Source organism: Sphingobium sp. MK2, from assembly GCF_040170545.1.
Lineage (GTDB): Bacteria > Pseudomonadota > Alphaproteobacteria > Sphingomonadales > Sphingomonadaceae > Sphingobium.
Map to the genome: position 1 here is coordinate 20,187 of NZ_JAZDXA010000034.1, position 24,551 is coordinate 44,737.

The window sequence follows — 24,551 nt, forward strand, 5'->3', positions numbered from 1 at the left end:
TAGGTATCTCCCTGGAGTATTTGATGGAAAAATCGCTTTATTTGCATGTCGGCCATGGAAAGACCGGTAGCAGCTATATTCAATCTATATTGTCGACACATCGCGATAAGCTTAAAGAGGATTTGTCGATCCTATATCCTGTCTTAGAAAGCGACAGATCATCCGAAGGAAAGATTTCTTCGGGGAATGGATCAATATTTTTACAGAACCCTGGCGATGTATTACATGTGTGTCGCGGCAATGAAGATTTGTCTACATTGTATAGTTCAGAGTTTTTGTTTGCGCTAGAAAGAAAATGGCTCAATCGTAAAAATATTTTATCGCTGAAAGAGCACTATGATAATATAAAAATTCTTCTTTTTGTCCGAAATCCAGATGAAATGTTGTCTTCTTCTTATCAGCAGGCGGTAAAACGCAGTGGATACACTGGCACTATAGCAGAATACATTGAAAAATTTCAATTTTATCGCAGTGTTGAGGTTTTTATAAAGAAATCTCTAGAGAATCCTGAGTTAGAGCTAACGGTTTATAATTATTCTCTTTGCAAAAAAAGGATATCAAAAGTCATTTCCGAGTGGATGGGGTCTAAGAATACGTATTCTGTGCCTTATCCGGTTGTTAATCGATCACTAACTTTTGCGGAACTGGTATTTCAACAAGAGGTTAACAAGGTATTTGGGAAATCAGGCGATTTGTTTTCCGATTTGGTATGTGAAGAATTGCCGGACTTGAAGGCGGATACAATTTTGCCTCCGGCGAGTTCTTGGAGGGCGTTTATTGAGAGAAACAAAGGCACAATCAGCGAAATCAATGGACTAATTCCCGCATCGCAAGCCCTCCAATTGGAAGAAAATCTTGTACAGGATTTAGAACCTCAACTGTCCCTAAACGTCGATCAGATCAGAATTATCGCGAGATCGATGCTCCCGAAGTTGATGAGAGTTTAATGAAATTCGATCATCTATAGGTTTGAAGAATCAGATTTCGAGATTGAGTTAACGCTGCATTCTTCGCAGGCGCTGATCGCAAATCTTCAAGCTCCGTAGTGTGATATAGCTTCTGGTCGAAAGTCGGCAGGTTAAAGGCCTGTTCTAATCCCGCGTATACTGTTCTACCATCTTTGTAAAACGTTAGCGAGGCAGGCGACATCTTCCCGTTTCTGTCCGGAAGCAGCGCAACGTTCTCTCCCTTGGCCAATACGAAGAAAGAGGGGCAGCGAGGATCCAACGCTTTGCGGAATACGTGTGGGTTGGGTCGTCGAGGGAGCATTCGCACGTTTGCCGCGACGCTGAGAAGGAGTTCTGTTATGTGGATTGAACTTCCTTCTTCAAAAACAATCTCTTCAGCTTGCAAGACATGAGCAAATTGGAAGCGTAAGCTCAGCTCTTCAGGTATACAGGATGAAAACCCCGCGTGTGCCAACATTTTTTCGAAAAATGTTGAACCGATAACACCTCCATCTCGCAATGCGTGGCTGCGCCCGTAGAAGATTCTCGCTGGCGTCTTCCCTTTAAAAAGAGATGTCTTTTGCGATATCGTTTCTTGGTAGCGTTGGAGGTAAGGTTCATAAGCAGGAGACAGGCCGATCTTGTAGACACTACCAAGTTGTGGAACATCTAAGGTTTCAAATAAGCTTGCTTCATCGACCAAGATAGTTGGTAACGAGGGTAATCCCATCAAATCAAACAAAGCCGGAACAAATGAAGGGACACGCGGGGTGTCACTAGGCCTGAGGTTTTGGACGTTGGAAAATACAATGCCGACATAGCGATCTGGATTTTCGAGCACGGCCCATAGACGATGGATGCAATCGACTAAGACATGCCCAAAGTGATTCCAGAGTGGGCCAGCATAGAGATAGCGGCCCTCATAATGATGACGAGGGGGCGAGGCTACGGCTAATGGCACATCTCGTGGCTCAAGGGCACCCGGCATACGAGCGTTGTCGACTACTTGCTCGGCGCAAAAGCCTCCAATAAACTTGCCTTGATCAAAACGGTATGGATAGACGCATGTTTTCCTGCATGTCTGAACAGTCAATTTTCGTGATGGGGCTTGCATGTTGCTAAGCATATAATCTGCCTTCGAGTACAGCAACGGGTAATTGATCATATATTTCGCGCTTTGCCAATGAAGGATAAGTTGAATGTGGTACAAGATTGCGATCTGCCTCGCAGTGAGTTCATCTTTAAACATCATTCATGCTCAGCAATCGCAACCTAACCGCAAGCTGAATTTTGACAATGGAGAAAGAATTGAAGGCAAGGTGCAGCCTCAAATAGTCTCATCGGGTCAGAAACTGTTTGCAACGATCGATCCTGGCACGGTGTTAGGAAGCGCTCCACAAATTGTGTCATCAGACTGTTATTCACCGCCAGCGTGCCTTAAGGTGTCAATGGCACCTTCGGCACCCAATTCAAAAAAGAACAAAATATTATTTAATGTATGGTCCCATCATAAAATTGTGCCGGGTGGAAAAGATGGTATCATTAGGATCAATGATAATCGCGAAACAAATATTCGTTTTGCTATGAAGCTCGGCCAACATTATTCGACACCAATCCATAGTCTCTTGCACTTTCAAGTTTCACAAACGTTAAACAATAAATCGCTTTCTGCGAATATGAGCTACGTTCCGGCTGGACCAGTTCTCTCAATTAACATTGTGCCCCTAAGTCGGAGAGCAATTAAAAATCCCGAATATCAAGAGTTTGTTTTGTCGATTAGATATCCAGGCGCTAATAAATTCAAGTTTTATGATCTACGAGATAGTTCAGTTATATACAGAGGAAAGGTTAAGGTTGGCGATTGGAACCGGTTCAGAGTGTCTTTCACTTTTAAACCTAGCGGTGATCAGCCAAACGGAAACCTTAAATTTTTTTTGAATGGGAAACAGAAGGTGGCATATAATGGCCCTATTGGGTTCTCTCCTCAGAAATTTGGTTCGTCTGATACACTAGGTATCGATCTTGGAATCTACCGGACACCCGATAGAACGGGACGGCAAATTGTGTATTTTGATGATGTAGAGATTTGGCGATCCACAAAATAACTACCAGACCGACTATTTCGACGATGTGACCATCGACCGCTGATCGGTCAGGGCAGGGGACTCCCATCCCCGCCGCACCCCCACGAAAAAGCCCGCCGCAGCGTCAAACGCTGCGGCGGGCTTTTTGGTAGGCGCTCAAGGCACCGTCAGCGCCGGAGCCACAGCCTGAACGGCATGTGGCCCCCGCACCCTATCGGATCACTCCGCGTCCTGCGTGGTGAAGTCTTCACCCTGCACGGCGCCCAGCGGATCGTCGCCGATCGCCGCTTCCGGCCCCTGGCGCAGTTCGGCGGCATGTTCGGCCGCCGCCGTCTTGGGCGCGATCAGGTCGATCTGGCTCGCGGCCCGCAGCGAGGCGCGCATCGCCGCGTCACGCGACGAAGCGGCAACCCGCATCCGGTTCATGCCAGCGCCCGTACCCGCCGGGATCAGCCGGCCGACGATGACATTTTCCTTCAGGCCAATGAGCGTGTCCTTCTTCCCCTGAACCGCCGCCTCGGTGAGGACGCGGGTGGTTTCCTGGAACGACGCGGCCGAGATGAACGAACGGGTCTGCAGCGACGCCTTGGTGATGCCGAGCAGCACCGGCTTGCCAGCGGCAGGCAGGAAGCCCGGTGCCAGCTTGCTGTTGATCTCGTCCATTTCCTCACGGTCGACCTGCTCGCCCACCAGCAAGGTGGTGTCGCCGGACTCGATGATCTCGACCTTCTGCAGCATCTGACGAACGATTGTCTCGATATGCTTGTCGTTGATCTTCACGCCCTGCAGACGATAGACTTCCTGGATTTCGGCGACCAGATATTCGGCCAGCGGCTCGATGCCGAGCACTTCGAGAATATCATGCGGATCGGGCGAACCCCCGATCAGATTGTCGCCGCGCTTGACGAAATCGCCTTCCTGGACGTCGATCACCTTGCTCTTGGGGATCAGATATTCGACCGGCTCGCCGCCATCCTCTGGATTGATGGCGATCTTGCGCTTCGCCTTATAATCCTTGAGGAACTGGACGCGGCCCGACACCTTGGCGATGATGGCATTGTCCTTGGGCTTGCGCGCTTCGAACAGCTCCGCCACGCGCGGCAGACCGCCCGTGATGTCGCGGGTCTTGGCCGCTTCGCGGCTGACACGCGCCAGCACGTCACCGGCCGACACCGTGGCACCATCCTCGACCGACAGGGTCGCACCGACCGCCAGCATATAGCGGGCGGCTTCGCCCGAACCATCGTCCAGCAGGGTCAGGCGCGGACGCAGATCCTCCTTGGTGCGCGCGGCACCACGATGTTCGGTGACGACGCGCTGGGCGATGCCCGTCGCTTCGTCGGTCTGTTCGGCCAGCGTCTTGCCGTCGATCAGGTCGACATACTTCACGATACCCGGACGCTCGGTGATCACCGGCATGGTGAACGGGTCCCACTCGGCAAAGCGATCGCCCTTCTTGATCGTGTCGCCATCCGCAAACAGGATGGTGGCACCATAAGGCAGGCGATGGGTTTCACGCTCGCGGCCTTCGCTGTCGATGATCGCGATCTCGCCGTTGCGGGCGAGGCTCAGGCGACGGCCCATCTTGTCGGTGATGGTCGGCATGTCACGCAATTCGATCGTGCCGTCCGCCATCGATTCCAGGTTTGACGTTTCGTTGAAGTTCGCCGCGCCGCCGATGTGGAAGGTCCGCATGGTGAGCTGCGTACCCGGTTCGCCGATGGACTGCGCCGCAATGACGCCGACCGCTTCGCCGATATTGACCGGGGTGCCGCGGGCAAGGTCACGACCATAGCATTTGCCACAGACGCCCATCTTGCTCTCGCAGATCAGCGGGCTGCGGATTTTCACCGACTGCGTCCCGATCGCCTCGATCTGGGTAATCAGCGCTTCGTCGAGCAGCGTGCCGATCGGCACGATGACCGAACCATCCTTGGTATCGACGATATCCTCGGCCGTGGTGCGGCCCAGGATACGTTCGCCAAGCGATGCGATGACGCTGCCGCCCTGGACGATCGCCTTCATCTCCAGCGCCTTTTCGGTGCCGCAATCTTCCTCGACGATCGTGCAATCCTGGCTGACGTCGACCAGACGGCGGGTCAGATAACCGGAGTTCGCCGTCTTGAGCGCGGTGTCGGCCAGACCCTTGCGGGCGCCGTGGGTGGAGTTGAAATATTCAAGGACGGTCAGGCCTTCCTTGAAGTTCGAGATGATCGGCGTCTCGATGATCTCGCCCGAAGGCTTGGCCATCAGGCCGCGCATACCGGCCAACTGCTTCATCTGCGCCTGGCTACCACGGGCACCGGAGTGCGCCATCATATAGATCGAGTTGATCGGTGCCAGGCGGCCCGTCTTGGGGTCCTTGGGCTGGGCGCGGATCTCGTCCATCATGGCGTTCGCCACCTTGTCGCCGCACTGCGACCAGGCATCGATCACCTTATTGTACTTTTCCTGCTGGGTGATCAGGCCGTCCTGATATTGCTGTTCATAGTCGGCCACGTTCGCCTTGGTTTCATCGACCATCGCGGTCTTCGAATCCGGGATCACCATGTCGTCCTTGCCGAACGAAATGCCGGCCTGGAATGCATGTTTGAAGCCCAGCGCCATGATGGCGTCGGCGAACAGCACCGTGTCCTTCTGGCCGGTGTGACGATAGACCTCGTCGATCACGTCGCCCACATCCTTCTTGGTGAGCAGGCGGTTGACGACGTCGAACGGCACCTTGTGCGCCTTGGGCAGACATTCGCCCAGCAACATGCGGCCCGGCGTTGTCTCATAGCGCTTGAGGTAGCTGTTGCCCGCCTCGTCGGTCTGCGGCACGCGGCTGATGATCTTGCTGTGCAGGGTCACCGCCTTGGCGAACAGCGCCTGATGCACTTCCTGCATGTCGGCGAGCAGCATGCCTTCGCCCGGCTCGCCTTCGCGTTCCATCGACAGATAATAGATGCCCAGCACCATGTCCTGCGACGGCACGATGATCGGCTTGCCGTTTGCAGGCGACAGGATGTTGTTGGTCGACATCATCAGCACGCGCGCTTCCAACTGGGCCTCAAGGCTCAGCGGAACGTGGACGGCCATCTGATCGCCATCGAAGTCGGCGTTGAAGGCCGAGCAGACCAGCGGGTGAAGCTGGATCGCCTTGCCCTCGATCAGCACGGGTTCGAAAGCCTGGATGCCCAGACGGTGAAGCGTGGGCGCGCGGTTCAGCATCACGGGATGCTCGCGGATCACTTCGTCCAGGATGTCCCAGACTTCCTTGCGCTCCTTCTCGACCCACTTCTTGGCCTGCTTCAGGGTCATCGACAGACCCTTGGCATCCAGACGCGCGTAGATGAACGGCTTGAACAGTTCGAGCGCCATCTTCTTAGGGAGACCGCACTGATGCAGTTTCAACTCAGGACCAGTCACGATGACCGAACGGCCCGAATAGTCGACGCGCTTGCCGAGCAGGTTCTGACGGAAGCGGCCCTGCTTGCCCTTGAGCATGTCGGACAGCGACTTGAGCGGACGCTTGTTGGCGCCGGTGATGACACGGCCGCGACGGCCATTGTCGAACAGGGCGTCGACGGCTTCCTGCAACATGCGCTTTTCGTTGCGGACGATGATGTCCGGCGCGCGCAGTTCCATCAGCCGCTTCAAGCGGTTGTTGCGGTTGATGACGCGGCGATAGAGATCGTTGAGATCCGACGTCGCGAAACGACCACCGTCCAGCGGCACCAGCGGGCGCAGCTCTGGCGGGATGACAGGAACGACGTCCAGGATCATCCATTCGGGGCGGTTGCCCGATTCCAGGAAGCTCTCGACGACCTTAAGGCGCTTGATGATCTTCTTAGGCTTCAGCTCCGACTTGGTCGTCGCCAGCTCTTCGAGCAGGATCTTCTTTTCGCCCTCAAGGTCGAGATCCATCAGCATGATCTTGACCGCTTCCGCGCCGATCCCGGCGGTGAAGGCGTCTTCGCCATATTGGTCCTGCGCGTCGAGCAGTTCGTCTTCGTTGAGAAGCTGATATTTTTCCAGCGGGGTCAGGCCCGGCTCAGTGACGATATAGCTTTCGAAATAGAGGACGCGCTCCAACTGCTTCAACTGCATGTCGAGCAGCAGGCCGATACGCGACGGCAGCGATTTCAGGAACCAGATATGCGCAACCGGGGCGGCCAGTTCGATATGGCCCATGCGCTCGCGGCGCACCTTGCTCACCGTGACTTCGACACCGCACTTCTCGCAGACGATGCCCTTATATTTCATGCGCTTATACTTGCCGCACAGGCATTCATAATCCTTGATCGGACCAAAGATGCGCGCGCAGAACAGGCCATCGCGTTCGGGCTTGAACGTGCGATAGTTGATGGTTTCGGGCTTCTTGATCTCGCCGAAGGACCAGGACCGAATGCGCTCTGGCGAGGCAAGGCCGATCTGGATCTGGTCGAACGTCTCGGTCTTGGCGACCGGATTGGCGAAGTTGGTCAGTTCATTCATGTTCATGTCCTCATGGAGAGGGAAATTCTGATGGGCTGAGGGGAAGGGGCGCTGCGGTCAGGCAGCGCCCGCCATCCCTTTACTCCGCCGCCGCCGCGAAGCCGTCGTCCTCGTCGGCGATCGCGTCCATCGTCGCGAGTTCGACGTTGAGGCCCAGCGAGCGCATTTCCTTGACCAGCACGTTGAAGCTTTCGGGAATACCGGCCTCGAACGTGTCGTCACCCTTGACGATCGCCTCATAGACCTTGGTGCGGCCGACCACGTCATCGGACTTCACCGTCAGCATTTCCTGCAACGTATAGGCGGCACCATAGGCCTGGAGTGCCCAGACCTCCATTTCCCCGAAGCGCTGACCACCGAACTGCGCCTTACCACCCAGCGGCTGCTGCGTGACGAGCGAGTAGGGGCCGATCGAACGGGCATGGATCTTGTCGTCGACAAGGTGATGGAGCTTCAACATATAGATGATGCCCACCGTGACCTTACGGTCGAACTTGTCGCCGGTGCGGCCGTCATACAGGTCGCTCTGACCCGATGTGTTCAGCCCCGCCAGCTCCAGCATCGCCGACACGTCCGCTTCGCGGGCGCCGTCGAATACTGGCGTTGCCATCGGCACGCCGCGCTGCAGATGTTCGGCCAGGTCGACGATCTGCTCGGCCGTGCGGGCGTTGATCTCGTCGGCATATTGCGGACCATAAGCGGTCAGCAACCGATCCCGCACCGCGTCGGGCATGACGCCCGGCTCAGGGTTGGGATTGGCCTCACGCCAATCTTCCAGCGCATGCTTGAGCTGCTGGCCGATGCCACGGGCAGCCCAACCCAGATGCGTTTCGAAGATTTGCCCGACATTCATGCGCGACGGCACGCCCAACGGGTTGAGCACGATGTCGACATGGGTGCCATCTTCCAGGAACGGCATGTCCTCGACCGGCAGGATGCGCGAAATCACACCCTTGTTACCGTGACGACCGGCCATCTTGTCGCCCGGCTGCAGCTTGCGCTTCACCGCCACGAACACCTTGACCATCTTGAGCACGCCCGGCGGCAGTTCGTCGCCACGCTGCAGCTTGTCGACGCGATCCTCGAACTTGTCGACGATCGACTTCACCGCTTCGTCATATTGTGCCTTGACGGCTTCGATACCGGCCTGACGAATGTCGTCCGCAACCGCGAACTTCCACCATTCATGCCGTTCGACTTCGCTCAGCAGGGCTTCGTCGATCTCGACGCCCTTCTTCACGCCCTTGGGCGCGGCCGTTGCGACCTGGCCGGTCAGCATTTCCTGCAGACGGTTGAAGGTTGCGCGGTTCAGGATGGCGCGTTCGTCTTCGCGATCCTTGGCGAGGCGGTCGATTTCCTCCCGCTCGATCGCCATGGCGCGCTCGTCCTTGTCGATGCCGTGACGGTTGAACACGCGCACTTCGACGACCGTGCCCGCAACGCCCGGCGGCAGACGCAGCGACGTGTCGCGCACGTCGCTCGCCTTTTCACCGAAGATCGCGCGCAGCAGCTTTTCTTCCGGCGTCATCGGCGATTCACCCTTGGGGGTGATCTTGCCGCACAGGATGTCGCCCGGCTCCACTTCGGCGCCGATATAGACGATGCCCGCTTCGTCGAGGTTGCGCAGCGCTTCCTCGCCGACGTTCGGGATGTCGCGGGTGATGTCCTCTGGCCCCAGCTTCGTATCGCGCGCCATGACCTCGAACTCCTCGATATGGATCGAGGTGAAGACGTCATCCTTCACGATGCGTTCGGAAATGAGGATACTATCCTCATAGTTGTAGCCATTCCAGGGCATGAACGCGACGAGCGTGTTGCGGCCCAGCGCCAGCTCGCCAAACTCGGTCGACGGACCATCGGCGATCACGTCGCCGCCTTCAATCAGGTCGCCGACATTCACCAGCGGGCGCTGGTTGATGCAGGTGTCCTGGTTCGACCGCTGGAACTTCTGCAGCGTGTAGATGTCGACGCCCGACTGGCCGGGTTCGATGTCCCCGGTCGCACGGATGACGATACGGGTCGCATCGACCTGATCGACGATGCCCGGACGCTTGGCGGCGATGGCTGCGCCCGAATCGCGCGCAACCGTGCCTTCCATGCCGGTGCCCACGAACGGGGCCTCGGCGCTGACAAGCGGCACCGCCTGGCGCTGCATGTTCGATCCCATGAGTGCGCGGTTGGCGTCATCATTTTCCAGGAACGGAATCAGCGAGGCCGCAACCGACACCAACTGCTTGGGACTGACGTCCATCAGCGTGATGTGATCCTTGGGTGCCATCAGGAACTCGCCCGCTTCACGCGCCGAGATCAGGTCTTCGGCCAGCGTGTTGTCGGGGTTCAGCTCCGCGTTCGCCTGCGCGATCGTGTGCTTGGCCTCTTCCATCGCCGACAGATAGACGACGTCATCGGTTACCACGCCGTCGATCACCTTGCGGTAGGGCGTTTCGATGAAGCCATATTTGTTGACGCGGCTGAACGTCGCGAGGCTGTTGATCAGACCGATGTTCGGGCCTTCCGGCGTTTCGATCGGGCAGATACGGCCATAATGGGTCGGGTGAACGTCGCGGACTTCGAAGCCTGCGCGCTCGCGCGTCAGACCGCCCGGCCCAAGCGCCGACACGCGGCGCTTGTGGGTGACTTCCGACAGCGGGTTGGTCTGATCCATGAACTGCGACAGCTGCGAGCTGCCGAAGAATTCACGCACGGCGGCCACGGCAGGCTTGGCGTTGATCAGGTCGTTCGGCATCACCGTCGACACGTCCACGCTCGACATACGCTCCTTGACGGCGCGCTCCATGCGCAGCAGCCCGACGCGATACTGGTTTTCCAGCAGCTCGCCGACCGAACGCACACGACGATTGCCGAGGTTATCGATGTCGTCGATGTCGCCCTTGCCGTCCTTGAGGTTCACCAGCTCCTTGACGACGGCGAGAATGTCCTCGACGCGCAGGGTGGTGACCGTGTCTTCGGCGTCCAGTTCAAGGCGCATGTTGAGCTTGACGCGGCCCACGGCCGACAGGTCGTAGCGTTCGGGATCGAAGAACAGGCCGGCGAACAGCGCTTCGGCGGTTTCCTTGGTCGGTGGCTCGCCGGGGCGCATGACGCGATAAATATCGCTCAGGGCCTGGTCGCGCTCTTCGGCCTTGTCGGCTTTCAGCGTATTGCGGATCCAAGGGCCCGTGGTGACATGGTCGATGTCGAGCAGTTCGAGACGGTCGATGCCCGCCTGGTCCAGCTTTTCCAGATTTTCCGGGCTGATTTCGTCACCGGCTTCGACATAGATTTCGCCGGTTGCGTCATTGACCAGGTCATAGGCGCTGTAGCGGCCATAGACTTCCTCGGTCGGGATCAGCAACTGGGTCAGGCCGTCCTTCTCCGCCTTGTTGGCGGCGCGGGGCGAAATCTTGGTGCCCAGCGGGAAGATGACTTCGCCGGACTTGGCGTCCACGATGTCAAACGACGGCTTTTGCCCACGCCATGCTTCGGGCGTATAGGGAATCTGCCAGCCGCCTTCGCCACGGACGAAGGTCACCTTGTTGTAGAAATGCCCCAGGATTTCTTCGGCATTCAGGCCGAGCGCGAACAGCAACGCCGTGACCGGCAGCTTGCGCTTGCGGTCGATACGGACGTTGACGATGTCCTTGGCGTCGAACTCGAAGTCCAGCCACGAGCCACGATAGGGAATGACGCGCGCGGCGAACAGATATTTGCCCGACGAATGGGTCTTGCCGCGATCATGGTCGAACAGGACGCCCGGCGAACGGTGCATCTGGCTGACAATCACGCGCTCGGTGCCGTTGACGATGAAGGTGCCGTTGCCCGTCATCAGGGGCATGTCGCCCATGTAAACGTCCTGCTCCTTGATATCGAGCACGGAGCGGGTTTCGGTGTCCTGATCGACTTCGAACACGATGAGGCGAAGGGTAACGCGCATCGGCGCTGCATAGGTGATGCCGCGCTGACGGCATTCCTCGACGTCATATTTCGGGTCTTCCAGCTCGTAATGGACGAAGTCCATTTCGGCGGTGCCCGCGAAATCGCGGATCGGGAAGACGCTGCGCAGCGTCTTTTCCAGGCCCGATACATAGCCGATCGAGTGGTCCGAACGGAGGAACTGTTCATAGCTCTCCCGCTGCACTTCGATCAGGTTCGGCATCTGCACCACTTCGTGGATGTCGCCGAACACCTTGCGGATGCGCTTCTTCGCGCCGGTGTTACTGATCGGGGGGAGAGCTTTGGTCGCCATGCTTGGTCCTTGCCTTCATTCGTCGCATTTTTCCGCATCCCAGCGAAAATTCAGTCGAAGCGCGATGGAGAAAGGGGCGATTCGCGCCTCTTCATTCCACGCAAAAAAGTGCGGGTCGGGACTGTCCGATCCGCACTGTCAGCACCTGATGACTCGCCGTTTTCGCCCAATACTGCCCTTGGCCACGCGCTAACCGGCCCCGGTCCCCGGACGATGCGGGAGACGGTCGACCCATTGCCAAGGCTGGCGACAGGACGACCGGATTGCTGCCCATATAGTCTGCTTGTCCGGCTTTGGGAAGGGGGGTGTCAGGCAAACAGCCCGCGTTCCGCCCGGATCGCCGCCACCAGCCGGTCGAGTTCGGCGCTCGTGTTGAACAGGGCAGGGGTCAAGCGCAGCACCGGCCCGGACGCCAGCCCCGCCTTCGCCACCACCAGTAGGCCATATTTTTTGAGGAACAGCGCCGCCGCCTTCTTCGCATCGTCCGGCCCACCCATGCCCGGCAAACGGAACGCCGCCACCGCGCCATGCCGCCCCGGCCGTTCGGGCAATAGGATCTGTACGCCCGGCACATCGCGCACCCGGTCGATCCAGTAATCGCGCAGCGCCAGCAGATGGCGATGCTTGGCCGGCAAGCCGATCGCCTCCTGCACCGCGATCGCATAGGGCACCGTCAGCCGCGCCGCGAAATCCACCGTGCCCGTCGGAATGCGCGCGCGAATATCGTCCGCCCCATGGATGCGGTTGCCCAGCCATGGTGCTATGTCCTGCAGCCGGTCCTTGCGGATATAGATGCCCCCGGTCCCCAAAGGCGCGGCCAGCCATTTGTGCAGCGAAAAGCCGATAAAGTCCGCGCCCGTTTCTTCGACCGTGAAGGGCAGGTGGCCGACCGCCTGCGCGCTGTCGAGGATCACATCGACGCCGCGCGCCTTGGCCATGGCGACGATCGCCTTGACCGGCGGCACCAGCCCGTTGCGGTTGGACAGATGCGTCAGCAACAGCAGCCTGGCGCGCGGCGTATCTTTCAGCACCCGCTCATAGGCGGCCAGGATATTGGCCTCCGTATGCGGTTCGGGCAGGTCGAAGCGGACGATCCGCGCGCCCCGGCTCTGCTCCAGATAGTCGCAGGCAAATTGCATCTCATCATAATCGACATCGGCATAGATCACCGCATCACCGGCCTTGAGCCGCGCATAATTGGCGATCAAAGCGTACAGCGCCTCGGTCCCGCCGCCCGCCAGCGCGATCTCCTCGACCGACGCACCCAGCATCGTCGCCACCGCCGCGCGCGACTTGTCCAGTTCGACATCACGCGGATGACCCGGCGCGCCATTGCGCAGGAACAGCGCATGATTGTGATTGACCCAGTTGGACCGCGCCGCATAGGCCGCCTGTACGGGCAGGGTCATCGCCCCATAATAGGCCGCATCGAAGGTCGCGACATCGCGATTGACGGCATAGAGCTTCGCCAGCGCAGCCTGCGCCGCGTCGAAATCCGCCATGTCGCCGCTAAAGCGAAACGGCGCTTCCTCAGGCCATTGCGTATCCGTAACGATCCCCTGCGCCTGCGCTGTTCCGCCGCCCACAGCCAGCCCCATCGCCCCGCCAACCGCCATCCCGCCGCTGCCCAGAAATGCCCGCCGCGTCACCATAAACTGCCCTCACATTATAATGTAACAGCATATCATAACGAATGAGCGTGGCCATGCCACTATGCGTTTAGTCTGTCCGGGTCGCTGTACTCTTCGCTGACTCCAGCGGCGCGATCTTCACCGTCTCGAACCGTTCCTTGCGCCGCACCCCGGCCAGCGCGGCATCGGGCGACGGGGCAGGGGCGGCGGTCGGCACCCGCTGGCGCATACATTCCGCCTTGCTGGCGCGCGGTGTCTGCGCGCAATTCCACAGCGCCCGCTGCAACCCGCTCGCGCTATTGTGGATATAGGCAAAGCTCATCGTTTCAAGTTGCCCATCGCTCAGCGGAATCTTTGTCGGGGCAGCACCTGCCCGCCATGCCATGATCCGACATTCGGGCCGCCCCGCGCAAAAGGTCTTGGCAAGCTCTGGCCATTGGTCGGGCGCGCCACCGCGCGGCAGTTCGACCAGAAAACTGGTGCCATCCGGCCCCAGCACCGCCAGCCGCACGCCCGCGATCGTCCGCCCCAGCATCGCCTCGCCGATCGCCTGCTTGGGCTGCGCCGCCAGCGCACTGGCGGCGATCGTCTCGACCGGCGCAACCGTCCCGTCGGGCAGCCCATCCTCGCCCCCCTGATGCGCCAGCGACAATTTGGCGATCCGCCCGATCAACGGCTCGCCACCCGCGCTCCCCCGGCGAAAGGCAGGCGGCGTGCCCCACCATCCGCGCCAGCGGAAGAAGAGATGCGTGCCGACCGCCCCGATCTTGTCGAGGCTCCCGCTCCAATAGGGCACCACCCAATTGGTATGATAATGGGTCGCATGCCCGACCGGGGCGAACACCTGTCCGGCCAGCGCCGCCCGCGCAATCGCCCGCGCCCGTTCCCACGCCGCTGGCGACGGCGTCCGCGCCAGCGCGCCATCGCAGGAAAAGGTGAACTGGCACCCGGTCCGCCGTTCCTGCCCCTGAAACACCACGCCGCACACCGTCTTGGGGAAGGCGGGATGGCGCACACGGTTCAGCACCACCTGCGCCACCGCCTGCTCGCCAACGGGATCATCGCCCGCCTCATAGAGTTCCGCCGCCGCCAGGCAATCGACCGCCCGCGCCAGATCCGTCTCCGATCCCGAAAACAGGAAAGGCCGCGCCGGGGGATTGGCAAGGCGCGAGAAAGGAATGGCGGCATTCAGTGCCCGCGCCCTGTCCGCATCCAGCGCATAGACCGCCACCGGCTCGACCGGCGGCGGCGGGCTGGGCGGCCGCACCGCGCGCCCTTCCGCCCCCGCCGCAAAGCCTGATGGATCACCCGTCACACTCTGCCGACTGTCCCAGCCAGCCACCCCCATGGGCAGGCCGACGAACATCAGCGCCCAGAACAGCATCGCCAAGGGGTGAGGCGTATCGCTCTTCTTCACGAGTGTCGTAACGACCGCTTATTCCGGCAGGAAATCGGGCACCGACAAATAGCGCTCGCCAGTATCATAGTTGAAGCCCAGCACCCGGCTGCCTGCGGGGAGGTCGGGCAATTTCTGCGCGATCGCGGCCAGCGTGGCCCCCGACGAAATGCCGACCAGCATCCCTTCCTCCCGCGCCGCGCGCCGGGCATAGTCCTTGGCATCCGCCGGATCGACCTGGATCACCCCGTCGAGCAACTGGGTATGCAAATTGGCCGGAATGAAGCCCGCGCCGATGCCCTGAATGGGATGCGGCCCCGGTTGCCCACCGCTGATGACATGCGACAAAGTCGGCTCGACCGCATAGATTTTGATGCCCGGCCAGACCGCCTTCAGCACTTCCGCCGTGCCGGTGATATGCCCACCAGTGCCCACCCCGGTAATCAGCGCATCAATCGGAGTTTCGGCGAAGTCGGCCAATATCTCCTGCGCCGTGGTGCGGGCATGGACTGCGATATTGGCGGGGTTTTCAAACTGCTGCGGCATCCAGGAACCCGGCGTCTGCGCCACCAGTTCCAGCGCGCGCTCGATCGCGCCCTTCATCCCCTTTTCGCGCGGGGTCAGGTCGAAACTCGCGCCATAGGCGAGCATCAGCCGCCGCCGCTCGATCGACATGCTTTCGGGCATGACGAGAACGAGCTTATAGCCCTTGACCGCCGCCACCATGGCCAGCCCCACGCCGGTATTGCCCGATGTCGGCTCGATGATCGTGCCACCCGGCTGCAATTCGCCCGACGCCTCGGCGGCTTCGATCATGGCCAGCGCGATCCGGTCCTTGATCGACCCGCCGGGGTTGGAGCGTTCCGACTTGATCCACACTTCGCTGCCTTCGGGCGCGTCGCCAAACAAGCGCGCCATGCGGATATGCGGCGTGTGACCGATGGTTTCGAGTATCGAGGTGACTTTCATAGGGCCTTCTCCTGGCTATGGTCCGCCGCCCTTATGTCGGGTGGGTCGAAGGTGCGTGCAAGGCGCAATTCGGGAAAGAGCCGCGCCCAGAACAGGGTGATGACGATAGCACCAATGCCCCCGCCAATGACAGCGACAACCGGCCCGACCAAGGCGGCAAGAAAACCGGATTCCGCTTCGCCCAGTTCGTTCGATGCCGATATGGTCAGTTGCGACAGGCTCGACACCCGCCCGCGCATCGCGTCGGGGGTATGTAACTGCACCAGCGACTGGCGCACGAACACCGACACCATGTCGGCCGCGCCCAGCACCACCAGCGCGCCAAGCCCGACCTCCATCGCAATGCTGCGCGGCAGGAAGGCGGTACAGCCAAAGACGATGGTGGCCAGGCCAAACACCATCACGGCGACCAGCATTTTGAGGCCAACCTCGCGCTTCATCGGCCGGATCGAAAACCACAGCGCCACCAGCCCCGCGCCAATGCCCGGCGCTGCGGCCAGATGGCCAAGGCCCGTCGACCCAACCTGCAATATGTCGCGCGCATAGACCGGCAACAACGCGGTCGCGCCAGCCAGCAACACCGCGAACAAGTCCAGCGTAATCGTCGCCAGCACCAGCCGGTTGGTGCGCACATAATGCAGCCCGTCGATCATCTGACGGATCGGATGGCGGGTCCGGTCGCGCACGGCCTGCGGCACGGGGCCGATCATCATCATCGCCCCGAACGCCACGGCATAGAGCAGCGCCGCCAGCGCATAAGCGCCCCAGGGCGTCGCCGCATAGGCATAGCCGCCCAGCGCTGGTCCCACGATCGACCCGGCCTGCCACACCACCGCGGATATGGCGATGGCGTTGGGCAACACGGCCGGCGGCACCAGATTGGGCGCGAGCGCGCCATAGGCCGGGCCATTGAACGCGCGCGCAATCCCCACGATAACGGCGATGCCAAAGATCAGCGGCAGGCTGACCCAGCCCTCAAAGGTCGCAAAGGCCAGCAACCCCGCCGCCAGCGCCAGTGCCGCTAGCGTCGTGCGCGAAATCATCCGCCGATCATAATGGTCCGCCACCCAGCCGGTGATCGGCGTCAGGAAAAAGAGCGGCAAAAATTGCGCCAGCCCGATCAGCCCCAACTGCGCCGCCGCGCCCGATGTCGTCATCGTCTCCCGCGCGATATTATAGGCTTGCCAGCCCAGCACGATCATCATGCCATATTGCGCCAGTACGGCGGCGCACCGCCCGACGAGATAGGCCCTGAAATTGGGATAATGCAGCGGGTGCCGAGGCGGGGAAGGGGCGGTCATGCCCAGCGCTTTAGCCGCCCGCGCAAGGATTAGGCAATCGCGCGCGACGGGAAGGGGGAGAGCATATCTTTATCGCCCGATGACCGGGCTTCGCGCGCTTTACTGTCGCAGGATTATGCCAGTGACCGACCCGTTGCGTACCGAGCAGATGAACGGGATGCTCCCGCCATCGGGCAAGCCGATATTGCCCTCTACCTCCCATCCGGTCGACATGCTGCTCGCCACGGGCCGCCCGACCAGCGCGGCGTTCGGCCCCGCCTGTTGCCGTGCCTTCGCGGCGCAGGCATCGCCCGCCGCTGCCGCCGACGCGATCGGACCATATCCGGGCGTGGCATAGGGTTGACGCCTGGCCTCACGCTCCGCCTGTCTGTCCCTGGCGATGTCGCTGACAATGGCCGCGCCAATCACGTCGCGCGGCGGTGTAACTATTTGGGCATCAATGGGAGCCGCCAGTAAGAACCCCGCCATCATGATGAGTGTCACATTTGCTTTCACGTCCATCTCCTCCCTGTTGATGCCTTCATAGCTTATTTGAACAGGCCACCCAATATCCCGCGCATCAACTTGCCCGCAATGCCGCCCCCCGATGCCTTGCGTCGGCTTGATCCGAACACGGCCTTGCCCAGTTCATTGGCGACCTGCCGACCGACCGAGGATGCCGCCGATCGTGCTGCGGATTGAACCGCTTTGTCGATGGCGGACGGCTTGGCCGCTTCCCGCGCTGCCGCCTCGCGCTGTTTCGCCTCCAACTTGGCCTGCGCGGCAGCGGCCTTGTCCGCTTCCGCCTGCGCCTTACTTGCCAGCGCAGCGGCGGCCGCAGCCTCGCCTCGCGCCGCCAATATTTCTTCTGCCGACTCCCGATTGACGGCGGCGTCATATTTCCCGTCGCAGGGCGAAATCGACTGGATGATCGCCCGTTCCTTCGCGCTGACCGGGCCGAGCCGCGACCGGGGCGGGGCAATCAGCGTGCGCTGCACGATGCCTGGCGATCCATCCGCTTGCAGCAGTGACACCAGCGCTTCGCCCACCTTCAACTCGGTGATTGCGGTTTCCACGTTCAGGTCGGGATTGATACGGAACGTCTCCGCCGCCGCGCGGATCGCCCGCTGGTCGCGTGGCGTGAAAGCGCGCAGCGCATGCTGCACCCGGTTGCCCAACTGGCCCGCCACGTCCTGAGGAATGTCTATCGGGTTCTGGGTCACGAAATAGACGCCGACCCCCTTGGACCGGATCAGTCGCACCACCTGCTCGATCTTGTCGGTCAGCGCCTTGGGCGCATCATCAAACAGCAGATGCGCCTCGTCGAAGAAGAAGACCAGCACTGGCTTGTCCGGGTCGCCGACTTCCGGTAGCGTCTCGAACAGTTCGGACAACAGCCACAGCAGGAAGGTCGCATAAAGTTTCGGGCTCTGCATCAGCCGGTCGGCGGCCAATATGTTGATATAGCCACGGCCCTGCTCGTCGACCCGCAGCATATCGTTGATGTCGAGCGCGGGTTCTCCAAAGAAATGGTCGCCGCCCTGGGCTTCGAGTTGCAGCAATTGCCGCTGGATCGCCCCGACGCTCGCCTTGGTCACATTGCCATAGCGCGCCGACAGCGTCCCGGCATTCTCCGCGCAATAGGCCAGCATCGCCTGCAAATCGCCAAGGTCGAGCAGCAGCAAACCCTCTTCGTCCGCATAGCGGAAAGCAACCGTCAGCACCCCTTCCTGCGTCTCGTTAAGCCCCATCAACCGCGCCAGCAGCAGCGGCCCCATTTCGCTGATGGTGGTGCGAACCGGATGGCCCTGTTCGCCATAAAGATCCCAGAAAATCGCCGGATTGTCGCTATAGCCATAGTCGCTCAGCCCAATCTCGGCCGCCCGCGCCACCAGCTTGTCGGCATTTTTGAACGTCGGCGAACCCGCCATCGCAATGCCCGACAGATCGCCCTTCACGTCGGACAGGAACACCGGCACGCCCAGCGCGGAAAAACTCTCGGCAATGCCCTGCAACGTCACCGTCTTGCCGGTCCCGGTCGCCCCCGCGATCAGGCCATGCCGGTTGGCGCGGCGCAGGTTGAGCAACTGGCGCACGCCGCCGTCTTTTTCCGGCGCGCCCAGTCCGATGAAAATGCCTTCGCCCATATCGCCCTGCGCCCCCCAAAAAAAACGTCACCCCCGCTTGCGCGGGGATGACGAAAATTACGCTTAGTCAGACCAGTTCCGCAAGCGCGGAAGCGGCTTACTTGTCCCGCAACCGCACGGGCAGGAAGATGGGCGACTGGCCACGACGCAAGACCTGCAACAGGATCGCGCTGCGGTTCTGTGCCGCAACGGCCTTCACCTGCGCGTCCAGGTCCGCCTGGCTGGCGACCGGGCGGTTATTGGCGGTGATGATCACGTCGCCGCGCCGCAACCCCTTGGCTCCCGCGTCGGTCGAACCATCCACGCCGGTAATGACCACGCCGCGCGTATCCGCCGCAATGCCCAACTGCCGGATGATGCCCGGCGTCAACGGAATCGCGGAAATGCCCAGCGACTGTTGCGCCGCCTGACCCGGATTTTGCTGCTGCTGGCTGAAATCCTCATCCTGCTGCGGCGCGAAGTTGGTCAGTTCATCCTCGGACGGCCGCTCGCCCACCACGGCATTGACCGTCTGGCGCTGGCCATTGCGGATCAGCACGATCGGCACACGCGAACCGATCGGCTGCGACGCGACGATGGAGGAGAGATTCTGTTCCGGGCTGACTTCCTGACCCGCGACGCTGACGATGACGTCACCCGCCTTGATCCCGGCCTTCTCCGCGCCCTTGCCCGGCTCGACGCCCTGCACGAACTCACCACGATTCTTGGCAAGACCAAGCGATTCGGCCAGATCCTCGCCCAGCGGGCTGATCTGCACGCCCAGATAGCCGCGACGGACGGTTTCGCCCTTGCGCAGCGTTTCCACGATCGGCGCGGCCTGCTCTGAAGGAATGGCGAAGCCGATACCGACATTCCCGCCCGACGGCGACAATATCTGGCTGTTGATGCCGATCACATTGCCGCGCATGTCGAACATCGGGCCACCGGAATTGCCCTGGTTGATCGACGCATCGGTCTGGATGAACTTTTCATAGCCACCGCCGGTATTGCGATGGACAGCCGAAATGATCCCCGCCGTCACCGTTCCCGACAGGGCAAAGGGATTGCCGATCGCGACGACCCAGTCGCCGACCCGCGCCTTGGTGCTGTCGCCAAATTTGACGAAGGGCAGGGGCTTGGGCGAATCGATCTTCAATACGGCGAGATCAGTCGCGGGATCACGGCCCACCAGTTTGGCAGTATATTCCGTCTTGTTGGTCAAGGTGACGGTGATGGAGTCCACCGTGGCACCTTCCGCGCCAGCGGACACCACATGGTTGTTGGTGACGATATAGCCGTCAGCCGAAATCAGGAAGCCGGATCCCAGGGACTGGGCCTGCCGCGTCTGCGGTTGTCCGCCGCCCTGGCCGAACAACTGACCAAAAGGCGTGCCCGCAAAGGGATTTTGCACCTGCACCCGCTGCTTGGTGGAAATGTTGACCACGGCGGGCTGCAACTTCTCGACCATGTCGGCCAGGCTTGCCGGAGCGCCCTGTGGCGCGGCAGCGGTCAGGCCTTCATTCTGTGCGGTCTGGGCGCCAACATTGGAGCTGGTGGTAACGGCAATGGCGGTGCCGCCCAGCAACAGGGCGCCGGTAATGGCATAAGCGTAACGCACTCGTGACGGTCCTCTCATGAACTGCGAAGGGATTGGAAGGCGGGACTTTGACGAAGCCTGAAAATGCGCTGCCTTCCCTTAACCCTCATTGAATGACGCTGGTTCCGTAATGATCTGCGGCAACTCACCGCCGCCCCTGAAATTGTTGCAGGAACTCATTGTTGGGCGACAGGATGATATTGGTTTCACCCGACCTGTCGGGCGAGAATGTATAGCGGTAGCTCTGCATTGCACGATAGAAATCATAAAATGCCGGGTCCTTGCCATAGCTGGCGGCGTAGATGCGCGCGGCATTGGCGTCCGCTTCCGCCCGGATGATCTGCGCCTGTTTGGCCCCTTGCGCGCGGATGGTCAGCGCTTCCTGCTCGCGCGCTGTCCGCATGCGGGTGAAGGCGCTGTCAAGCGGCGTGCCGTCGGGCAGGTCGGCGCGCTTGATTCGCACATCGACGATTTCAGCCCCATATTGGCGCGCGACACGATCAAGGCCCGCCTCGATATTCTGCATCACCTGGCCGCGCTCCGGGCTGAGCAACGCGGCGAAGGGGCGCTTGCCCAGTTCGTTGCGCAGTGCGGAACCCAGGATCGGGCGCAAAGCCTCCGACACCCGTTCCTCGCTGCCAGCCGCGATATACATGCGCAGCGGGTCAACGATGCGATAGCGGGCAAAAGCATCCACCTGCAATCGCAACTGGTCGGTCGACAGCACCTGCTGGCGCTCCATTTCGACCGACAGCACGCGCTTGTCGATCCACACCACCTGATCCACGAACGGCCAGCGCATGATGACACCAGCGCCCGTGTTGCCGAAGGTTTCATTCTGGCGATAGCGATTGATGATCGCCTTGGGATCACCGAAGCGGACGATCACGCCCTGCTTGGTTTCAGGTACGATCGCAACGGTGCTGCCCAGGACGATCAGCAGCGCCAGAACGATCAGGGCGAGCGCGACGGGGTTACGCAGGAATGCGGGCATTACTGGCCTCCCGTGCTGGGGGTGGCTGTCGCCGCCGCATCTGATGCAGCGCGCCGCTTGATTTCAGGCAGAGGCAGATAGGGCGTCACATTGCTTCCTTCGACGATGGTCTTGTCGACGTTCGCCAACACGCCCTCCATGGTTTCATAATACATGCGACGGCGGGTCACGTCCGGTGCCAGGCGATATTGCTCATAGACCTTGTCGAAGGATGCTGCCTCGCCCTGCGCCTTGGCCGTCACCTGCTGGGCGGCGGCGCGAGCTTCGTTGAGGTAGGTCTGCGCCGTCTGCTGCGCGGCCGACACGGCCTTGAACGCATCGTTGACCGCCGCTGGCGGATCAGCCTGCTTGATCGCGATGCCCTGAATGCGGATGCCGGAGCGATACCCGTCCAAAATCTCCTGCATCCGCTGTTCGACTTGCTGTTCGATCGCGGTCCGACCCGCGCCCAGCGCATCGTCCAGGCTGACGCTGGCCAGCACCGCGCGCATCGCGCTTTCGGCGACTTCGCGCACGGCGGCGTCGGGGTTGGATAGCTGGAACAGGTACAATTCGGGATTGCGGATGTTCCAGCGCACCGAATAGGCAAGGTCGATGATATTCTGGTCGCCGGTCAGCACCAGATTTTCATTCTCGGCCGTGGTCGATCCAACGTCGATGGTCCGAATCTCTTCGACATCGACGATCGTCACGGCTGCGAAAGGGGCAGGCAGGGTCAAGCTGATGCCCGGCGTCAGAGTACGGCTGTAGCTGCCCAGAAATGTTACGACACCGCGTTCCTGCGGCCCGACACGGTGGAAACTGGTCAACACCAGCCACAGGATGACGAGGATGGCGATCCCGATTGGCCATAGCGCCTTGCCATTGGGACTTTGGGGCAGGCCGCCAAAACCGCCACCATTGCCGCCGCCCTGACCAAAGCTGTCGCGGCCGCGCCGCAGCATCTCCTCGATCGCCGATGGGCCGCGTTGCCCGGTCGGGCGTCCCGGTTGGGTCCAGGGATTGCGCGGGCCGCCACCGCCGCCCGCGCCCTTGCCGCCTGATCCGTCATTACTCTCCGGCCCGTCGCCTTTGCCGCCCCAGGGGCCCTGCGCCATGCTCACGATGCCGGGCATCCACCCGAATAATCTTTTCATGTCCTCTTCTATAGGAAGGCTGGCCCGCGAAAAACAGTGCCCTTAGGAGCGATTATTTCCTACAGGGCGTCGTCATGACCGATATTGCCGATTTTACCGCCCGCCTGACCGCTCTGACCGATGGCCGTGCCAGCACGCCGCGCGTGAAGGACGGCATCATGACGATCGCCCTGGATGTCGGCGGCCTGACGCCCGACCGGCGCGACGGCCTTGTTGCCGCAATCCGCGAAGGCGGCTTGACCGTGCCGGGCGTCACTGATGTCCGCATCGCCCAGACGGCGGAACGCAAGCCGCTGCGAATCATCGCCGTGGCGTCGGGCAAGGGTGGGGTGGGCAAATCCACCCTGTCGGCCAATCTTGCCATCGCGCTGCATCGCCTGGGTCATCGGGTCGGATTGGTTGATGCTGACATCTATGGCCCGTCACAGGCGCGACTGATGGGCAGCGAAGATCAAAAGCCCCAGGCCCGCGAAAAGAAAATGATCCCCGTCACCGGCACGCTCGGCATTCCGATGCTGTCGATGGCGCATCTGGTCGAACCGGGCAAGGCGCTGGCGTGGCGCGGGCCGATGGTCGGCAATGCCCTGTCGCAACTGATCGACGCGGACTGGGGCGAGACGCAATTGCTGGTGGTCGACATGCCGCCGGGCACCGGCGACATTCAATTGACCATGGTGCAGAAACATAAGCCGGTCGGCGCGGTCATCGTCTCGACGCCGCAGGATCTGGCGCTGATCGACGCGACCCGCGCGGTCAGCCTGTTCACGCAGGCGGGCGTGCCGATGATCGGCCTCGTCGAGAATATGGCGGGCTATGCCTGCCCCCATTGCGGCGAAATCTCCGACCCGTTCGGCACTGGCGGCGCGGAGACGGCGGCAGGCGACATGGGGATGCCCTTCCTTGGCCGCATCCCGCTCGCCATCGACATTCGCCGCCAGTCCGACGCGGGCGATCCCCCGGCGGCGGGCGAGGGCATCCACGCCGAAGCCTTCCGGGCCATCGCGCAGAAGGTGGCCGCGTGGCTCGATGGTGCGGTGTGACTGTCCTACAGCGGGGCAACAGGCTATGGTCGGATGTCCGCGCACTATGACTTTGCGATAGGATCAGGGACGCGCAAGATTATGTCAAAATCAGCGGGAAATGTGCGAAGTTAAGCGATCCGTCTCCATCATCGGGAACGTCCCGGTCCTTGGCTCGTCCTGGCTGCATAAGGAGAATTTCCATGCCGCTGACCGCCCCGCAGGACATCGCCACCCTGCTCACCGAAACCCGCACCATAGCGCTGGTCGGCATCTCCGATCGGCCGGAACGGGCCAGCTATCGCGTCATGGCCTTCCTTCAGGACCATGGCTATCGCGTCCTGCCGGTCAATCCACAGATTGCGGGCGAACATGTCCATGGCGAATTTGTCTGGGGTCGCCTGTCCGACATCGGCGAACCGATCGACATGGTGGACATCTTCCGGCGCAGCGATGCCGCCGGAGAAGCGGTGGACGACGCGATCGCCATCGGCGCGAAATCTGTCTGGATGCAACTTGGCGTTATGGATGAAGCCGCCGCTGCCCGCGCCGAAGCAGCAGGCCTCAAGGTGGTGATGGACCGCTGCCCAGCGATCGAAATACCCCGCCTTGGCATCGCGCCAATCAGCGCCGATTAACGCTTTCCACCC

The 24,551-nt window shown here is 60.9% G+C and carries 16 protein-coding genes; 4 read left to right on the forward strand and 12 right to left on the reverse strand.

Annotated features, from left to right (window positions below; translation table 11 throughout):
• Positions 1-23 precede the first annotated feature (23 nt).
• On the forward strand, positions 24-947 hold the full coding sequence (locus V2I08_RS14580) for a hypothetical protein (protein ID WP_349635774.1): 924 nt from the start codon (positions 24-26) through the stop codon (positions 945-947).
• A gap of 10 nt (positions 948-957) precedes the next feature.
• Here V2I08_RS14580 and V2I08_RS14585 read toward each other — a convergent pair whose 3' ends face one another.
• Positions 958-2,112 (reverse strand): hypothetical protein, encoded by a 1,155-nt coding sequence (locus V2I08_RS14585; protein WP_349635775.1) that lies wholly within the window; start codon positions 2,110-2,112, stop codon positions 958-960.
• 34 nt (positions 2,113-2,146) lie between these two features.
• Between V2I08_RS14585 and V2I08_RS14590 the strand changes: the two genes are divergently transcribed.
• Positions 2,147-3,052, forward strand: coding sequence for a hypothetical protein (locus tag V2I08_RS14590; protein WP_349635776.1), 906 nt, complete (start codon positions 2,147-2,149; stop codon positions 3,050-3,052).
• A 198-nt stretch (positions 3,053-3,250) separates the two neighbouring features.
• Here the strand turns inward: V2I08_RS14590 and rpoC are convergent, their stop codons facing one another.
• The 11 genes from rpoC to hflK all read right to left on the reverse strand — a co-directional run bounded on the left by rpoC (position 3,251) and on the right by hflK (position 22,882).
• The gene (gene rpoC, locus V2I08_RS14595) at positions 3,251-7,507 is read right to left on the reverse strand and encodes a DNA-directed RNA polymerase subunit beta' (RefSeq protein ID WP_349635777.1); all 4,257 of its coding nucleotides are present in this window, start codon (positions 7,505-7,507) and stop codon (positions 3,251-3,253) included.
• A 79-nt stretch (positions 7,508-7,586) separates the two neighbouring features.
• The gene (rpoB, locus tag V2I08_RS14600) at positions 7,587-11,753 is read right to left on the reverse strand and encodes a DNA-directed RNA polymerase subunit beta (protein WP_310225152.1); all 4,167 of its coding nucleotides are present in this window, start codon (positions 11,751-11,753) and stop codon (positions 7,587-7,589) included.
• Between the two features lie 308 nt (positions 11,754-12,061).
• Entirely contained in the window at positions 12,062-13,405 is a 1,344-nt protein-coding gene (locus tag V2I08_RS14605) for an aminotransferase class V-fold PLP-dependent enzyme (RefSeq protein ID WP_349635778.1), read from the reverse strand.
• Between the two features lie 67 nt (positions 13,406-13,472).
• Entirely contained in the window at positions 13,473-14,768 is a 1,296-nt protein-coding gene (locus V2I08_RS14610) for a cell wall hydrolase (protein ID WP_349635797.1), read from the reverse strand.
• Between the two features lie 51 nt (positions 14,769-14,819).
• A complete protein-coding gene (cysK, locus tag V2I08_RS14615) occupies positions 14,820-15,749 on the reverse strand; it encodes a cysteine synthase A (protein WP_333971415.1) in 930 nt (309 codons plus the stop codon).
• Positions 15,746-17,050: an MFS transporter gene (locus tag V2I08_RS14620; RefSeq protein WP_349635779.1), complete on the reverse strand. Its 1,305-nt coding sequence runs from the start codon at positions 17,048-17,050 to the stop codon at positions 15,746-15,748. Before V2I08_RS14620 ends, cysK begins: the two co-directional genes overlap by 4 nt.
• Positions 17,051-17,149: 99 nt before the next feature.
• Positions 17,150-17,551, reverse strand: a complete 402-nt coding sequence (locus V2I08_RS14625) for a hypothetical protein (RefSeq protein ID WP_349635780.1) — start codon at positions 17,549-17,551, stop codon at positions 17,150-17,152.
• A gap of 26 nt (positions 17,552-17,577) precedes the next feature.
• Complete coding sequence (locus tag V2I08_RS14630; RefSeq protein WP_349635781.1) at positions 17,578-19,176, reverse strand: helicase HerA-like domain-containing protein; 1,599 nt, start codon at positions 19,174-19,176, stop codon at positions 17,578-17,580.
• A 97-nt stretch (positions 19,177-19,273) separates the two neighbouring features.
• Positions 19,274-20,773 (reverse strand): Do family serine endopeptidase, encoded by a 1,500-nt coding sequence (locus V2I08_RS14635; RefSeq protein WP_349635782.1) that lies wholly within the window; start codon positions 20,771-20,773, stop codon positions 19,274-19,276.
• 124 nt (positions 20,774-20,897) lie between these two features.
• Positions 20,898-21,746 carry a protease modulator HflC gene (locus V2I08_RS14640; protein ID WP_349635783.1) on the reverse strand — a complete coding sequence of 283 codons (849 nt, stop codon included), beginning with the start codon at positions 21,744-21,746 and terminating at the stop codon, positions 20,898-20,900.
• On the reverse strand, positions 21,746-22,882 hold the full coding sequence (gene hflK, locus V2I08_RS14645) for an FtsH protease activity modulator HflK (protein WP_349635784.1): 1,137 nt from the start codon (positions 22,880-22,882) through the stop codon (positions 21,746-21,748). The genes V2I08_RS14640 and hflK overlap by 1 nt, the downstream gene beginning before the upstream one ends.
• A 74-nt stretch (positions 22,883-22,956) precedes the next feature.
• Between hflK and V2I08_RS14650 the strand changes: the two genes are divergently transcribed.
• Entirely contained in the window at positions 22,957-23,922 is a 966-nt protein-coding gene (locus tag V2I08_RS14650) for a P-loop NTPase (protein ID WP_349635785.1), read from the forward strand.
• A 182-nt stretch (positions 23,923-24,104) separates the two neighbouring features.
• Positions 24,105-24,539: a CoA-binding protein gene (locus tag V2I08_RS14655; protein WP_349635786.1), complete on the forward strand. Its 435-nt coding sequence runs from the start codon at positions 24,105-24,107 to the stop codon at positions 24,537-24,539.
• Positions 24,540-24,551 lie beyond the last annotated feature (12 nt).

Bases quoted from the DNA above. Each gene is read 5' to 3' on its own strand.
- V2I08_RS14580 (WP_349635774.1), top strand. From the start codon at position 24: ATGGAAAAATCGCTTTATTTGCATGTCGGCCATGGAAAGACCGGTAGC.
- V2I08_RS14585 (WP_349635775.1), bottom strand. From the start codon at position 2,112: ATGATCAATTACCCGTTGCTGTACTCGAAGGCAGATTATATGCTTAGC.
- V2I08_RS14590 (WP_349635776.1), top strand. From the start codon at position 2,147: ATGTGGTACAAGATTGCGATCTGCCTCGCAGTGAGTTCATCTTTAAAC.
- rpoC (WP_349635777.1), bottom strand. From the start codon at position 7,507: ATGAATGAACTGACCAACTTCGCCAATCCGGTCGCCAAGACCGAGACG.
- rpoB (WP_310225152.1), bottom strand. From the start codon at position 11,753: ATGGCGACCAAAGCTCTCCCCCCGATCAGTAACACCGGCGCGAAGAAG.
- V2I08_RS14605 (WP_349635778.1), bottom strand. From the start codon at position 13,405: ATGGTGACGCGGCGGGCATTTCTGGGCAGCGGCGGGATGGCGGTTGGC.
- V2I08_RS14610 (WP_349635797.1), bottom strand. From the start codon at position 14,768: ATGCTGTTCTGGGCGCTGATGTTCGTCGGCCTGCCCATGGGGGTGGCT.
- cysK (WP_333971415.1), bottom strand. From the start codon at position 15,749: ATGAAAGTCACCTCGATACTCGAAACCATCGGTCACACGCCGCATATC.
- V2I08_RS14620 (WP_349635779.1), bottom strand. From the start codon at position 17,050: ATGACCGCCCCTTCCCCGCCTCGGCACCCGCTGCATTATCCCAATTTC.
- V2I08_RS14625 (WP_349635780.1), bottom strand. From the start codon at position 17,551: ATGGACGTGAAAGCAAATGTGACACTCATCATGATGGCGGGGTTCTTA.
- V2I08_RS14630 (WP_349635781.1), bottom strand. From the start codon at position 19,176: ATGGGCGAAGGCATTTTCATCGGACTGGGCGCGCCGGAAAAAGACGGC.
- V2I08_RS14640 (WP_349635783.1), bottom strand. From the start codon at position 21,746: ATGCCCGCATTCCTGCGTAACCCCGTCGCGCTCGCCCTGATCGTTCTG.
- hflK (WP_349635784.1), bottom strand. From the start codon at position 22,882: ATGAAAAGATTATTCGGGTGGATGCCCGGCATCGTGAGCATGGCGCAG.
- V2I08_RS14650 (WP_349635785.1), top strand. From the start codon at position 22,957: ATGACCGATATTGCCGATTTTACCGCCCGCCTGACCGCTCTGACCGAT.
- V2I08_RS14655 (WP_349635786.1), top strand. From the start codon at position 24,105: ATGCCGCTGACCGCCCCGCAGGACATCGCCACCCTGCTCACCGAAACC.